At 71.1% G+C, this 13,273-nt stretch carries 11 protein-coding genes; 5 read left to right on the forward strand and 6 right to left on the reverse strand.

What is annotated here, in order from left to right; all coding sequences use genetic code 11:
* Positions 1-8: 8 nt before the first annotated feature.
* Entirely contained in the window at positions 9-3,353 is a 3,345-nt protein-coding gene (locus I596_RS08500; RefSeq protein WP_067646412.1) for a S8 family serine peptidase, read from the reverse strand.
* Between the two features lie 193 nt (positions 3,354-3,546).
* Here I596_RS08500 and serS point away from each other — a divergent pair, with 193 nt between their 5' ends.
* Positions 3,547-4,824: a serine--tRNA ligase gene (gene serS, locus I596_RS08505; protein WP_067646415.1), complete on the forward strand. Its 1,278-nt coding sequence runs from the start codon at positions 3,547-3,549 to the stop codon at positions 4,822-4,824.
* 174 nt (positions 4,825-4,998) lie between these two features.
* On the opposite strand, the gene I596_RS08510 is transcribed toward serS, so the two are convergent.
* Both I596_RS08510 and arsC read right to left on the reverse strand, forming a co-directional pair.
* Positions 4,999-5,910 carry a LysR family transcriptional regulator gene (locus I596_RS08510; protein WP_067646419.1) on the reverse strand — a complete coding sequence of 304 codons (912 nt, stop codon included), beginning with the start codon at positions 5,908-5,910 and terminating at the stop codon, positions 4,999-5,001.
* The gene (arsC, locus tag I596_RS08515) at positions 5,910-6,260 is read right to left on the reverse strand and encodes an arsenate reductase (glutaredoxin) (protein ID WP_067646422.1); all 351 of its coding nucleotides are present in this window, start codon (positions 6,258-6,260) and stop codon (positions 5,910-5,912) included. Before arsC ends, I596_RS08510 begins: the two co-directional genes overlap by 1 nt.
* A gap of 289 nt (positions 6,261-6,549) precedes the next feature.
* Between arsC and I596_RS08520 the strand changes: the two genes are divergently transcribed.
* Positions 6,550-7,272: a CsgG/HfaB family protein gene (locus tag I596_RS08520; protein ID WP_067646425.1), complete on the forward strand. Its 723-nt coding sequence runs from the start codon at positions 6,550-6,552 to the stop codon at positions 7,270-7,272.
* Between the two features lie 674 nt (positions 7,273-7,946).
* On the opposite strand, the gene I596_RS08525 is transcribed toward I596_RS08520, so the two are convergent.
* From I596_RS08525 to I596_RS08535, 3 genes are all read right to left on the reverse strand, one after another.
* On the reverse strand, positions 7,947-9,626 hold the full coding sequence (locus I596_RS08525; protein WP_067646428.1) for a pseudouridine synthase: 1,680 nt from the start codon (positions 9,624-9,626) through the stop codon (positions 7,947-7,949).
* Complete coding sequence (gene scpB, locus I596_RS08530; protein WP_067646432.1) at positions 9,623-10,465, reverse strand: SMC-Scp complex subunit ScpB; 843 nt, start codon at positions 10,463-10,465, stop codon at positions 9,623-9,625. The genes I596_RS08525 and scpB overlap by 4 nt, the downstream gene beginning before the upstream one ends.
* A gap of 73 nt (positions 10,466-10,538) precedes the next feature.
* Entirely contained in the window at positions 10,539-11,393 is an 855-nt protein-coding gene (locus I596_RS08535; protein ID WP_067646435.1) for a segregation and condensation protein A, read from the reverse strand.
* A gap of 385 nt (positions 11,394-11,778) precedes the next feature.
* Between I596_RS08535 and I596_RS08540 the strand changes: the two genes are divergently transcribed.
* From I596_RS08540 to I596_RS08550, 3 genes are all read left to right on the forward strand, one after another.
* Positions 11,779-12,078 (forward strand): YciI family protein, encoded by a 300-nt coding sequence (locus I596_RS08540; RefSeq protein WP_067646439.1) that lies wholly within the window; start codon positions 11,779-11,781, stop codon positions 12,076-12,078.
* Complete coding sequence (locus tag I596_RS08545; protein ID WP_067646442.1) at positions 12,075-12,359, forward strand: BolA family protein; 285 nt, start codon at positions 12,075-12,077, stop codon at positions 12,357-12,359. The genes I596_RS08540 and I596_RS08545 overlap by 4 nt, the downstream gene beginning before the upstream one ends.
* A gap of 110 nt (positions 12,360-12,469) precedes the next feature.
* Complete coding sequence (locus tag I596_RS08550) at positions 12,470-13,273, forward strand: peptidylprolyl isomerase (protein WP_223303964.1); 804 nt, start codon at positions 12,470-12,472, stop codon at positions 13,271-13,273.

Consider the following 13,273-nt stretch of genomic DNA (forward strand, 5'->3'; position numbering starts at 1 on the left):
CGCGCGGGTCAGGGCAGGACTTCGAAGCCGTCGGTGAAGATGCCTTCACCGCGGCTGCTGCAGCCTTCGATGCGGATGTCGTCGACGTACCAGGCGTCGGCCGCGGCCGACTGGTCGGTGCCCAGGCGCCAGCGCAGCTGCACCGAGCGATCGGCCCATTCGCTGAGATCGATCAGCGTATCGGCGTAGGCACGCGTGCCGCACCAGCCGTCGAGGCCAGCGAGTGGACTGCCCCAGCTGGTGCTGACCGGTGCGACGTACGGATCGTTGATCAGGCGTGCCCCGGTGACCTGCGTGAACGCGCCGCCGTCGACCGCGATCTCCAGTATGCCGGCGTCGTAGCAGGTCGTCGTCGCCGCGACCGGCTCCAGCGCGCGCCAGTTCTGGTAGCGCAGCGTGATCGGCGACTGGCCGGCCGGCAGCGCGATGACCGGCGAGGTCAGCCGCTGATCGGTGACCGTGGCGACGTCGGTGGCCTTGAACGCATTGCCGCCGGACAGCGGGCTGGGACGTTGCGTGGACAGCGCCCAGTTCGAGGCGCCGCTGCCGCCGGTCGTGACGAAGCCGCCGGCACCGGCGGTGAAGGCTTCCTCGAACAGCATCGTCGTGGTCTGGTCGAAATCGCACTGTCCCGGCGCCGCCGCCGTCCGGAACCGGTAGACGGCCGATGCCGTGCCGGTGCCGCAGACGTTGTCGGGCGTGATCCGCCAGTAGTAGGTCGTCGCCGAGGCGAGTGCCGCCGCCGGCGTGTACTGCGTGTCCTCGACGGTCTCGTCGAGGATCACCGTGCCGAACGCCGCGTCGGTGGCGATCTCCAGCCGGTAGGCGGCCGCCTGCGGGCTGGCCTGCCAGATCAGCGTCGGCAGCAGGGTCTGGCCGACCGCCTGGTCGGCCGGCGCGACCAGCTGCGGGCTGGCGGGCGCCGCCGTGGCGATCAGCAGGCCGCGTTCGACGGTCGAGGTCCGGTCGACGTTGCTGGCGGCGATCGTCAGCGTGGCGCCGCCGGCGGCCGCCGCGCCGGTGTTGCCGATCGTCAGCGTCGCGCTGCCCGGTGGCGTCACGCTGGGCTGGGAGAACGTGGCGGTCGTGCCGGCCGGCTGGCCGCTGACCGACAGCGCGACCGGCGTGGCGTAGCCGAGGATCGAGCCGATGTCGATCGCGTACTGCGCGTTCGCCGGCGCGCAGACGGCCTGCTGGGCCGGCGAGGCCGTCAGCGTGAAGGCGGCCTCGTAGGCGCAGTTGCGGCAGACCAGGGCGAAGTCCTGGTCGGTGGCCGAGCCGCCGGGCACGCCGTCGCCGGGCAGATTGGTGGCGATCACGCGCACGGTCACGCTGCCGCCGGGATTGGCGATGATGACGCCTTCGGTGTTGTTGCGCGTGTCGGCCGCACCGCCGGTGGTCGAGACATTGTTGGCGATGACGTTGCCGCGGTAGAGCTGGCCGCCGGTCTCGACCTCGAGGTCGAGGTTGTTGACCAGCGCCGGGTTGGCGCCGGTCGCCGCGGCGGCGTCGGTCCAGGCCAGCGAGATCCGCAGCGGCTTGCTGGTATCGGGCACGCCGTAGATGGCCTGCCAGGACTGGCCGACCGAGGTCAGCACCTGGCTCTGGTCGACGTAGGTCGAGGCGGCGTAGTCCAGGCCCATGCTGCCGGGCAGGTCGACGCGGCCCCAGCCGAAGCTGGTGTTCGGGATGCTGGCGCTGCCGACCGGCTTGGCGCCGTTGATCAGCAGGGCCTTGATCATCGCCGGGCTGGGCGTCGCGCCGCTGTTGGTGTCGCGCCACCATTCGGTCAGCAGCGCGGCGGCGCCGGCGGCATGCGGCGAGGCCATGCTGGTGCCGGAGCAGTAGGCGTACTGGTTGCTGGTGCCGGCGATCGCGGTCGCGCATTGCGCAGCGCCGGCGACGCGACGGGCCGAGGCGATCTGCTCGCCGGGCGTGGCGATGGTCGGGCCGAAGCGGCCGTCGTTGGTCGGGCCGCGGCTGGAGAAGCTGGAGATCGCGTCGATGTCGCCGACGCGGTAGTTGCGCGAGCTGGCCGTGACGATCGGGTTCTTGGCCGCCTTCGGCGCGGTCAGCGTGCCGGCGCCGGGGCCGCTGTTGCCGGCCGAGAACACCATGACGAACGGCTCGGCGGCCGGCGTGTCGAAGTTGCCGTCGCGGATGATCTGGTCCCAGGTGCGCGCGGCGGCGGTATAGCTGGTGCCGCCGCTTTCGCCGGAGGTCCAGCTGCCGTTGCCGCCGGTGGCGCCGCCGAGCAGGGCGTCCTTGGACAGCACCTGCCAGCCGCCGGTCGGCGGCCAGGGCACCGAGCCGGTGCAGATCGGGTTCTGCGCGAAGATGCGCACGCCGGGCGCCATGCCCAGGCCGAAGAGGAAGCCCTGCGCATCGGTCAGGCCGGTGGCCGCCGTGCCGGCGATGATGCCGGCCACGTGCGTGCCGTGGCCGCCGCTGGTGTTGTCGTCGCCGGGACCGTTGCCGGCGGGGCAGCCCGGGTAGGTCTTGCCGCCGGCGATGCGCGAGGCGAGATCCGGATGCGTGAGGTCCACGCCCGAGTCGATGACCGCCCAGGTCACGCCGGTGCCGCGATAGCCGATCAGGTCGAGCCAGGGCGCGTAGCCGGTCACCGGCACGTTGCCGCTGCCGTAGTTGCGGGCGCTGATCTGGTCGGACATCTCGTCGTCGAGAATCGCGGCCGGGCTGGCGTGCTCCAGCCAGATCACCTGCGGCAGCGCGGCCAGGGCCTGCAGCTGCGCGGCATCGGCCTCGATCCAGGCGTTGTGGAACACGCCGTCGGTCTGCGCCGGGCCGTGGTTGACCACCGTCGCGCCGGCCTGGCCCAGCGCGGCGAGCACGGCATCGACGTCGCCGTCGTTGTAGAAGAACACGCCGACGTTGCGGATCGCGCCGCTGCGCTTGGCCAGGTCCGGCGCGATCTTCCAGGCGGGCAGGTAGTTGCCCTGCCAGCGCACCTGCGGATGGCTGGCGAAGCGCGCGACGGCGGCGGCCTCGGCCCAGACCAGGTAGGTGTTGTCGGGGTAGTACTGCAGCGGGCGGATGCCGGTGGCGGCCAGCTCGTCGAGCCATTGGCCCTGGATCGCACGGCCGAACTGCACGAAACGCAGGCCGCGGCCATCGCTTTCGCTGCGGTAGCTGCCGTCGTCGCCGGGGACGCCGTGGCGCGGATCGAAGCGCAGGTCGCCGAAGCTGATGATGCCGCTGCCGGCGGTGCCGGCGACGGTGCCGGCGGCCAGGCCTGCGCCGATCGCGCTGGCGGGTGCGGCGCTTGCGGCGGCCGCCGTGGTCAAAATCAAGCCCAGCGCGGCGGCGAGCCGCGTCACGTGAATGGTCTGCATGATGTGGTGAGCCCCAGTCGGAAAACGGTATCGCCAGCGGTCGCCGATCCCTTCGCCGCGGACGGCCCGACCATACCATCGGCTGCGGTGGCGATCGAGTCTCGCCGGCGTGCGCGGGCGCACGGTTTGCGCGGTGCCGGTGCCGGGCCCGATAATCGCCGGCCGTCACTCCTCTGCCGTCCGGACACCCCCCATGCTCGATCCTGCCTTGCTGCGTGGCCAGCTCGCCACCGTGGCCGACCGTCTCGCCACGCGCGGCTACACGCTCGACGTCGCCGCCATCGAATCGCTGGAAAGCGAGCGCAAGGCGGTGCAGTCGGCGACGCAGGAGCTCCAGAATCTGCGCAACACCCGCTCGAAGGCGATCGGCATCGCCAAGGGCAAGGGCGAAGACGCGTCCGCGCTGATGGCCGAGGTCGCCGCGATCGCCGGCCAGCTGAGCGACAACGAACAGCGCCTGGCCGAGGTGCAGCAGCGCCTGGGCGCAATCGCGCTGCAACTGCCGAACCTGCCGGACCTGGAGGTGCCGCACGGCGCCGACGAGGCCGGCAACGTCGAGCAGCATCGCTGGGGCGAGCCGCGCGTGTTCGATTTCCCGGTGAAGGACCACGTCGAGCTGGGCGCGCGCAAGGGCTGGCTCGATGCCGAGACCGCCGCCAAGCTGTCCGGCGCGCGGTTCACGCTGCTGCGCGGGGAACTGGCGCGGCTGCACCGGGCGCTCGCGCAGTTCATGCTCGACCTGCACGGCGGCGAGCACGGCTACGTCGAGACCAACGTGCCGCTGCTGGTCAACGCCGAGGCGATGCAGGGCACCGGCCAGCTGCCGAAGTTCGAGGACGACCTGTTCGCGACCGCCGTCGGCGACAGCCGGCGCTACCTGATCCCGACCGCCGAGGTGCCGCTGACCAACACCGTGCGCGACGGCATCCTCGACGCGGCCGAGCTGCCGCTGCGGATGACGGCGCACTCGATGTGCTTCCGCGCCGAGGCCGGTTCCGGCGGGCGCGACATGCGCGGCATGATCCGCCAGCACCAGTTCGAGAAGGTCGAGCTGGTCAGCATCGTCAAGCCGGCCGAGAGCGCGGCCGAGCACGAGCGCATGACGCGCTGCGCCGAGGTGGTGCTCGAGAAGCTGGGCCTGCCGTACCGTCGCATGTTGCTGTGCACCGGCGACATGGGCTTCGCCGCGGCGCGCACCTACGACCTGGAGGTCTGGCTGCCGAGCCAGCAGACCTACCGCGAGATCTCCTCGTGCTCCAACTGCACCGACTTCCAGGCGCGACGCATGCTGGCGCGCTGGCGCAACCCCGACGGCGGCAAGACCGAGCTGGTGCACACGCTCAACGGCTCGGGCGTGGCGGTGGGCCGCGCGCTGATCGCGGTCGTCGAGAACTACCAGAACGCCGACGGCTCGATCGAGGTGCCCGAGGTGCTGCATCCGTATATGGGCGGCCTCGCGCGCATCGCCTGACGCAAGGGCGGACCGGCACGCCGGACGCCCGCGAAACGGCGCCGTCGGCGCGCGCGATCCCGGGTGGGATCGCCCGCAGGTCGAAGGCGCAAGCGGTCGATCGGCGCAACCGGTGGCGCGGCATTGCCGCGACCGTGCGCCTGGAGAAGGGCAGGACAGGCCGTTCTCGACCCGCTAGTGCAGGCCCTGGTCCCAGTACGGGGCCGGCGCGAAGCGCTCGACCAGGAAGTCGATCAGCAGGCGGGTCTTGCGCGGCAGGCTGCGCACCTGCGGGTAGACGGCATGGATCGCCGAAGGGGCGATCTGCCATTCCGGCAGCAGGCAGCGCAGCCGGCCGCTGCGTATCTCGTCCGCGGCGATGAAGGTCGGCGAGATCACGATGCCCAGGTCCGCGGCCGCGGCATTGAGCAGGAAGTCGCCGTTGTTGACGCCGAGCCGCCCCTTCACGCGCACGCTGACCTGCTCGCCGTTGCGCCCGAAGCACCACTCGCTGTTGCGCGGCAGCAGCGTGTAGATCAGGCATTCGTGGCCGGCCAGCTCGGACGGATGGGCGGGCTCGCCGTGCGTGGCGAGGTAGGCGGGCGAGGCGGCGGCGACGAAATGGCACGGCGCGATGCGCCGCGCGACCAGGCGCGAATCGGCCAGCTGGGCGATGCGGATCGCCAGGTCGTAGCCTTCGTCGACCAGATCGACCTGGCGGTCGTTGAGGTTGAGGTCCAGCTCGATGAACGGGTAGCGCTTCTGGAACTCGGCCACCGCCGCCGCCAGATGCCGGATCGCGAAGGACATCGGCGCCGTGACACGCAGCTTGCCGCGCGGTTCGACCTGCAGCTCGGCGGCCTCGGCCTCGGCTTCGGCGAGCTGGGTCAGCAGCTCGCTGACGCGCTGGTAGTAGTTGCGTCCGGGATCGGTGAGGCTCAGCCGGCGCGTGGTGCGGTTGAGCAGGCGCACGCCGAGCGATTCCTCCAGGGTCTGCACCAGCTTGCTGGCCAGGGCGCGCGAGATGTCCATCTGGTCGGCGGCAGCGGTGAAGCTGCCGCTGTCGACGACGCGCACGAACAACTGCATCGCCTGCAGCTTGTCCATCAGAGGATCTCCAGGATCGCCTCGGGCGGGCGGCCTATCACGGCCCGGCCGCCGTTGACCAGGATCGGGCGCTGGATCAGGCGCGGATGGGCCGCCAGGGCGGCCACGAGGGCGGACCGGTCGAGGTCGGGGGCGTCCAGGCCGAGCGCCCGGTACTCCGGCTCGTCGCGCCGCATCAGCTCGCGCGGCCCGATCCCGAGCAGGCCCAGGATCTCCTCGATGCGGGCGGGCGAGGGCGGGGCGGCAAGGTAGTCGACGACGACCGGCGCGAGGCCGCGCGCCTCCAGCAGCGCCAGCGCCTGCCGGGACTTGCTGCAGCGGGGATTGTGGAACAGGGTCGGGCGCGTCATGGGGAACAGGAAACCGGGACCGGAGGCTGCACTTTGCGGGGAGGACCGCGGTCGAGGCAAGCGCGGCAGTGCCGGGCGGAACGTGACGCGGTTGGCACTGGTGCCGCGGAACGGTGCCGGTGGCGAGCGTCGATTGGTGCTTAGGTCGGCGTCTGCGCCGCTGCTACAATGCGCGCCGCTCACGCTGCCAGGCAGCGGGGCGGGCAACGGAGCGGGCGCCAGGGGGATCGATCGCGCTGTCCGTCTGGGGATCAACGGTTCGCAATCTCATCGTTCGGGAGTGGGCGTCATGAAGAAAGTAATTTTTGGTGTCGCGCTGGCGTTGGGCGGCATCGCTCTGGCAGGTGGCGCGTTGGCGCAGGGTCGCAGCGGCAAGCCGTCCATCGGCGTGGCCGAGTTCAAGAACGAGTCCGGCGCCGGCTGGTGGCGGGGCGGGGTGGGCTGGGAGCTGTCGGGCATGCTGAGCAACGAGCTTTCCTCGCTCGGCTCCTTCCGCGTGGTGGAGCGCTCCAAGCTCGAATCGGTGCTCGAGGAACAGAACCTGGCCGCGTCCGGCCGGGTCAGCTCGGGGACCGGCGCCAAGATCGGCAAGCTCACCGGCGCCGAGTACCTGGTCATGGGGACGGTCACATCCTATGAGGAGAACACCGCCAGCACCGGCGGCGGCGTCAGCTTCAAGGGCATCTCGCTCGGCGGCAAGAAGAGCGATGCCTACCTCGCGGTGGACATCCGCGTCGTCAACACGACCACCGGCGAGATCGACTACTCGCGCACGATCGAAGGCCGCAGCTCCGGCGGCGGCATCAGCGTCGGCGTGTTCCGCGGCGGCTTCGGCGGTGCGCTGGCGAACGAGTCGAAGACGCCGGCCGGCAAGGCGATCCGTGCGGCCCTGGTCGAGATCACCGACTACCTCGATTGCGTGATGGTCCAGCAGGACGGCTGCGAGGCCGAGTTCGGCGCCAAGGAGCGCAAGCGCCGGGACAGCAACAAGAAGGCGCTGAAGCTCGACTGAGGCGCGTTCCGGAGCGGACGGACGAACGGCGGGGGAGCGATCCCCCGCCGTTTTTTTGGTTTCCACCACCCGTCAAATCATGCGGCTCCGCTCTGGCTTCGGCTCCGCTTTTTCGCCCTAAAGCAAGCCGAGCATCGGAGGGCGGCGGCCAGGGATGGCTGCCGCAAAAGGGACTCGGCCGGGCAGCGGACGAAAGCTCTTGATCTTGCTTTTCCGTCCTCATCAGAGCCACAGCGAAAGCTAAGAGCAACAGCTTCCGCACGCTACGCGCGCGGGTCACTTTTGCGGCCCGCCATCCCTGGCGGCCGCCCTTCGGGCCGTCGCTGCGCGACGTCAAGAATTTCTCCAGGAAATTCTTTGTCTTGGCAAAAGTAACCAAAACCGCCGTCGCCGGCGCGAGCCGGCACGGCTGCGCCGCGCCGGTCCCCTGCGCTTCTCGGCCAGCCAGGCGCGCTGCCCCAACTCGCTTCGCTCAGACACGGGACAGCTCTCCGGCCTGGCCGTCCTGCGATGCTCGGCTCGCTTTAGGCGCCAACGGCAACAGCAAAAGCGACAGCAGAAACGACAGCGACGATGAGGGTGACAGCCGATCGATTACCGATGGGCGAAGAACTTTACGAGCGGGCCGCTAAGGGATAAGAGGCCGCCGGGCGCTACCGGCCGGCGGCGCCGGATCAGCGCGGCCCGCGGTTGCCGCCGCCACCACCACGGCCGCGCGAGGCATTGCCGCCCGGGCGCGGCCGGTTGTTGCCGCCACCGGGGCGCGGTCCGTTGCCACCACCCGGACGTGGACCATTGCCGCCGGCGGGGCGCGGACCCGGGCCGCCGGGGCGCGCACCGCGTCCGGGCGGCCGCGGACCACCGCCATCGGGCCGCGGCGGGCCGCCGCGGGCGCCGTCGCGCCCCTTTCCGCGCGGCGCGCCGCGTCCGTACGGGCTCGACGGCGAAGCGCCGGGCGCCGAGTTCCAGTAGGCGGTGCTGTTACCGTCGACCGCACGCGGCTCCACGGCGCGATTGCCGTCGCGGCTGCCACGGTTGCCGCCGTCCTGATGACCGAAGCTGCCGTGCGGTACGGCCTGGCCCGGTCCGGGGCCGCGGCGCGGCTTGCGGCCCGGGCCATTGCCGGCATCCGGGAACCAGCTGCGCAGCACGGCCGGATTGATGCCCGGTTCGGCGAAGGCGGGATTGGCATTGGCATGCTGCGGCTGCGGCGCGTGCGGCGCCCGCCGGGGCTTGCCCGCACCGGCACCGGCCGGCTTGCCGCTGCGCGGGCCGCCCGGACGTGCGCCGGGCCCGCGTTGATTCGGATTGCGGCCGCCGGGCCCCCCGGGACCGCGCGGGCCGGCACCGGGGCCGGCGCCGGGACGGCGCTTCTTGCCGGGCTTGCCGGAGGGCGCGCGCCAGCCGTCGTCACGGATGCGGTCGAACGCGGCGAACTCGCGTGCCTCGTCGTTGCGGGCGGCGGTCCAGGCCTGCTGGGTCTTAGGGTCCGGCCGGAACTCGGTCGTCGTCGCGCGGCGCTGGCCGATGACCGGCGCCAGCGTCAGCCGCGGTGCCGATTCGGGCGCGCCGGCCGAGTCGCGCAGCTTGCGCACGGCCTGGGCGTCGAGCGGCTCGGACTGGCCGCGCTTGAGCAGGCGCGGCAGTTCGACGTTGGCATAGCGGACCCGCTTGAGGCGGCTGACCATCAGCCCCTGCGATTCCCACATGCGGCGCACTTCGCGGTTGCGGCCTTCGCGGATCACGATGCGGAACCAGGAATGGCTGCCGCTGCGGCTGATGACGCCGACATCGTCGAAATGGGCCGGGCCGTCCTCCAGCTCGATGCCGCTGCGCAGGCGCTCGATCACCTCGTCGGGCACTTCGCCGTGGACGCGGCAGATGTATTCGCGTTCCAGCTCCGAGCGCGGATGCATCAGCGCGTTGGCCAGGTCGCCGTCGGTCGTCAGCAGCAGCAGGCCGGTGGTGTTGATGTCGAGCCGGCCGACGGCGATCCAGCGCGCGCCCTTGATGCGCGGCAGCTGCTCGAACACCGTCGGGCGCCCTTCCGGATCCTCACGCGTGATGACGACACCTTCGGGCTTGTTGTAGACCAGGACCTGGGCCTGTTCGGCGCTGTCGCTGACGACGACGAAGCGTTTGCCGTCGATCTCGACGCGGTCGCCGATGCGCACGCCCGAGCCGAGCGTCGCGACGCCGCCGTTGACCTGGACCTCGCCGGATTCGATGCGCTGCTCAAGCAGGCGGCGCGAGCCGAGTCCGGCGGTCGCCAGCACTTTGTGCAGGCGCTCTTCGAGTGCCGGGGCGGTCGAGTCGTTGCGCTTGAGGGAAAGGACGGAACGGGGGGTGGTCATGCGGTCTGCTCTGCAGAGTCGGCGCGGTCGGGCGCGTCCGGGGAGGGGGCGCCGTCGGAACCGGCGTCGGAAGGAACGGAGGAGCGGGGGGTCTCGTCGTCGTCCGTGACCGGTGCAGCCGGGGCGGCATCCGGCGGCGGACCGTCGTGGCCGGCGGCCAGCTCGGTCGCGGCTTCGTCGCCGGCCGGGTCGTGGTCGTCGGCCGCTGCGTCCAGCGCATCCTGCGCGGCGGCCGCCAGCGCGGCGGCATCGGGCGGCGGCGGGCCGTCCGCGCCGATCGGGGCCAGTGCCAGCTGCGGATCGAGCTCGTCGATGTCGTGCAGGTCGCTGAGCGGCGGCAGCTCGTCCAGCGACTTGAGGTTGAAGTAGTCCAGGAACAGGCGCGTGGTGCCGAACAGCGCCGGCCGGCCGGGGACGTCGCGATGACCGACGACGCGGATCCACTCGCGTTCCTCGAGCGTGCGGACGATGTTACTGGACACCGCGACGCCGCGGATCTGCTCGATCTCGGCGCGGGTGATCGGCTGCCGGTAGGCGATCAGCGCCAGCGTTTCCAGCAGAGCGCGGGTATAGCGGGCCGGCCGCTCGGTCCACAGCCTGGAGATCCAGGGGTGGACGTCCTGGCGCACCTGGTAGCGGAAGCCGGAGCTGACTTCGACCAGCTCGACGCCGCGGTCGGCGCAGTCGGCCTGCAGCGACTCGATCGCGCGGGCCAGGTCCTCGTGCCCGGGGGCTTCGCCCTCGTTGAACAGCGCGGCGAGCTGCACCACCGAGAGGGGGTGCGAGGTGGCCAGCAGCGCCGCCTCGACGATGCGTTTGAGAGTGTCGGGTTCGTTCATCTATATCGTTGTGTGGGCTGCGCATGCGCAGCGGTATGCGTATTCCGCGAGGACGGACGCCGGGCCGGGGGTTTCAATCGGCGGTCGCCAGCGACTTGACGTAGATCGGCGCGAGCGGCTCGTCCTGGAGGATCTCGATCAGCCGCTCCTTGGCCAGTTCCAGCATCGCCAGGAACGTGACGACGATGCCGTGGCGCCCCTCCTCGGCGCTGAAGAGGCTGTCGAAGGCGTGGAAGGCGCCGTCGCCGAGCGCGTTGAGGACGTCGCTCATGCGGTTGCGCACCGACAGCGCCTCGCGCTGGATCGCGTGGTGGCCGAACAGCTCGGCCCGCTTGATGACGTCCTTGAGCGCCAGCAGCAGTTCGCGCAGCTCGACCGGCGGCGGCAGCTTGATGACGTTGCGGTCGGGCACGTACGCGGCCGCCACGGCGGTGTCGCGCTCCAGGCGCGGCAGCCGGTCGATGTCCTCGGCGGCCTTCTTGAACCGCTCGTACTCCTGCAGGCGGCGCACCAGTTCGGCGCGCGGGTCCAGCTCGATGCCTTCCTCGGCCGGGGGGCGCGGCAGCAGCAGCCGCGACTTGATCTCGGCCAGGATCGCGGCCATCACGAGGTATTCGGCCGCCAGCTCGAGCTTGAGCTCGTGCATCATCTCAATGTAGTCGACGTACTGGCGCGTGATATCGGCGATCGGGATGTCGAGGATGTCCAGGTTCTGCCGGCGGATCAGGTACAGCAGCAGGTCGAGCGGGCCCTCGAACGCGTCCAGGATGACTTCCAGCGCATCGGGCGGAATGTACAGGTCCTGCGGCATCTCCAGCACCGGCTGGCCGCGGACGATCGCCAGCGGCATTTCCTGCTGCTGGGGAACTGGTGAGAACGCGCTCTCGCGCTCGTTCTGGCTGGAAGGTTCGGTTGTCTGGATGTTCATGCCCGATCCGTCGCGTCCTCGTCGCCTCACGGCGCGGACGAAGCACAGATCCCGTCTGTCGATCGAGTTGCGGCGCGGCGCGGGCATCGCCCGAGGGCGTGTCGTTCGCGCGAGGCCGGCAACAGCCTCGGTCCGGACCCCTCGTCCGGCCGATGGCCAACGCTCTTGAACTCATGGGCCAGCGGGCGAATCGGCACCGTGTCCGGCGCTGGTGCGGATGCTTGAGACGACATCCGATCCCGAAGGCTGTCGCGAGGTTACGCTGTTGCCGGTCGCAAGTCCAGTGTCCGCGCATGCATGGCGACCCGTGCCGATCGGCTACCATGTGGCGCCGCGGGCCGGCGCCCGGCGCCGTTGCCCGTTTTTCAAGAGGATCCTGTCCAGCATGTGGTATGCCATCGTCGGTACCGATGTCGCCGATTCGCTCGGCCGGCGCCTGGAAGCGCGCCCGGCGCACCTGGCGCGGTTGACCGCCCTGCACGAAGCCGGCCGGCTGTTGCTGGCGGGTCCGTTCCCGGCGATCGACGCCGCCGATCCGGGTCCGGCCGGCTTCACCGGCAGCCTGATCGTCGCCGAATTCCCCGATCTGGCTGCGGCCCGGGCCTGGGCCGACGCCGACCCGTACCTGGCGGCCGGCGTCTACCGCGAGGTGAGCGTGCGCCCGTTCCGCCAGGTGCTGCCGTGACCGCGACGGTCGGCAGCGACCGCATCGAACGCATCCGCCATGCCCTGACCGACGCGCTGGCGCCGGTGGCGCTGGACATCCGAGACGACAGCCATCGCCATGCCGGCCATCCCGGCGCGCGCGACGGCCGCGGTCATTTCCACGTCCGCATCGTCAGCCCGGTCTTCGCGGGGCAGGGTGCGGTCGCCCGCCATCGGGCAATATATGCGGCGCTGGGCGCGCTGATGCAAACCGATATCCACGCGCTGGCGATCGACGCGCGAACTCCCGAGGAGGTCTGATGCTTGCTGCTGCACACCGCAATCGTTTCCTGGTCCTGACTCTCTGCACACTCGGCTTGGCCGCTTGCGGCGGCGGTTCGTCGTCGTCGGGATCCGACGCGGTGATCCAGATGGCGTCGGAGCCGGCCGTGGTCGTCATCAACGGGCAGCCGGTGCCGCAGGCCTTGCTCGATGCGCTCGCCAAGCTGCGCCAGCTCGACCTGACCCGCTCCGAGGACTACGAGAAGGCGCTCAAGGAGCTGACCGAGTACGTGCTGCTGGCGCAGGAAGCCAAGCGCGAGAACCTGACCGCCGATTCCACCTACAGCGCCCAGGTCGAGATCGGCCGGCTGCAGGCCGTCGCCAACGCGTCCGTGCTGGCGCTGCGTGCCCGCGCCGAGATCGATCCGAGCATCCTGATGGCCGAGTACGAGGACCAGCTGACCAAGGTCGGCAAGTTCAACTACGACCTGACCCAGCTCGTGTTCGCCACCGAAGAGGAAGCGCTCAAGGCCGCGGGCGAGGTCGTCGCCGGCAAGCCGTTCGGCACCGTGTTCAACGAGTACAACGGCTCGGCCCGGCAGGCGCGGTCGTTCGCGCAGATGCGCCTGCCGCAGCTGCCGCAGGCGGTCGCCGCGGCGCTGCAGGACCTCAAGGCCGGCGAGACGACCAAGGTGCCGATCCAGACCCAGGCCGGCTGGCACCTGATCCACGTCGACAAGATCGAGCCGTTCGTGCCGCCGCCATTCGAGCGCGTCCGCGATGCGATCCGCGAGCGCATGGCCGGCCAGCTGGTCGACGAGCGGCTCGCCAAGTTGCGCGAGGAAGCCAAGATCGACCTCGTCGGCCAGGCGCCGAAGGCGGCCGAGCCGGCGCCCGCGGCCGATGCGGCCGCACCCAAGGACGGCGCCGCCGCAGGCGAAAAGAAGGACTGA

It is taken from the genome of Dokdonella koreensis DS-123 (assembly GCF_001632775.1).
Taxonomy (GTDB): Bacteria; Pseudomonadota; Gammaproteobacteria; order Xanthomonadales; family Rhodanobacteraceae; genus Dokdonella; species Dokdonella koreensis.

What these genes read in the sequence shown, in the direction of transcription:
- I596_RS08500 (WP_067646412.1), bottom strand. Translation starts at nt 3,353, where the DNA reads ATGCAGACCATTCACGTGACGCGGCTCGCCGCCGCGCTGGGCTTGATT.
- I596_RS08535 (WP_067646435.1), bottom strand. Translation starts at nt 11,393, where the DNA reads ATGAACATCCAGACAACCGAACCTTCCAGCCAGAACGAGCGCGAGAGC.
- scpB (WP_067646432.1), bottom strand. Translation starts at nt 10,465, where the DNA reads ATGAACGAACCCGACACTCTCAAACGCATCGTCGAGGCGGCGCTGCTG.
- I596_RS08550 (WP_223303964.1), top strand. Translation starts at nt 12,470, where the DNA reads ATGGCGTCGGAGCCGGCCGTGGTCGTCATCAACGGGCAGCCGGTGCCG.
- serS (WP_067646415.1), top strand. Translation starts at nt 3,547, where the DNA reads ATGCTCGATCCTGCCTTGCTGCGTGGCCAGCTCGCCACCGTGGCCGAC.
- I596_RS08520 (WP_067646425.1), top strand. Translation starts at nt 6,550, where the DNA reads ATGAAGAAAGTAATTTTTGGTGTCGCGCTGGCGTTGGGCGGCATCGCT.
- I596_RS08525 (WP_067646428.1), bottom strand. Translation starts at nt 9,626, where the DNA reads ATGACCACCCCCCGTTCCGTCCTTTCCCTCAAGCGCAACGACTCGACC.
- arsC (WP_067646422.1), bottom strand. Translation starts at nt 6,260, where the DNA reads ATGACGCGCCCGACCCTGTTCCACAATCCCCGCTGCAGCAAGTCCCGG.
- I596_RS08540 (WP_067646439.1), top strand. Translation starts at nt 11,779, where the DNA reads ATGTGGTATGCCATCGTCGGTACCGATGTCGCCGATTCGCTCGGCCGG.
- I596_RS08510 (WP_067646419.1), bottom strand. Translation starts at nt 5,910, where the DNA reads ATGGACAAGCTGCAGGCGATGCAGTTGTTCGTGCGCGTCGTCGACAGC.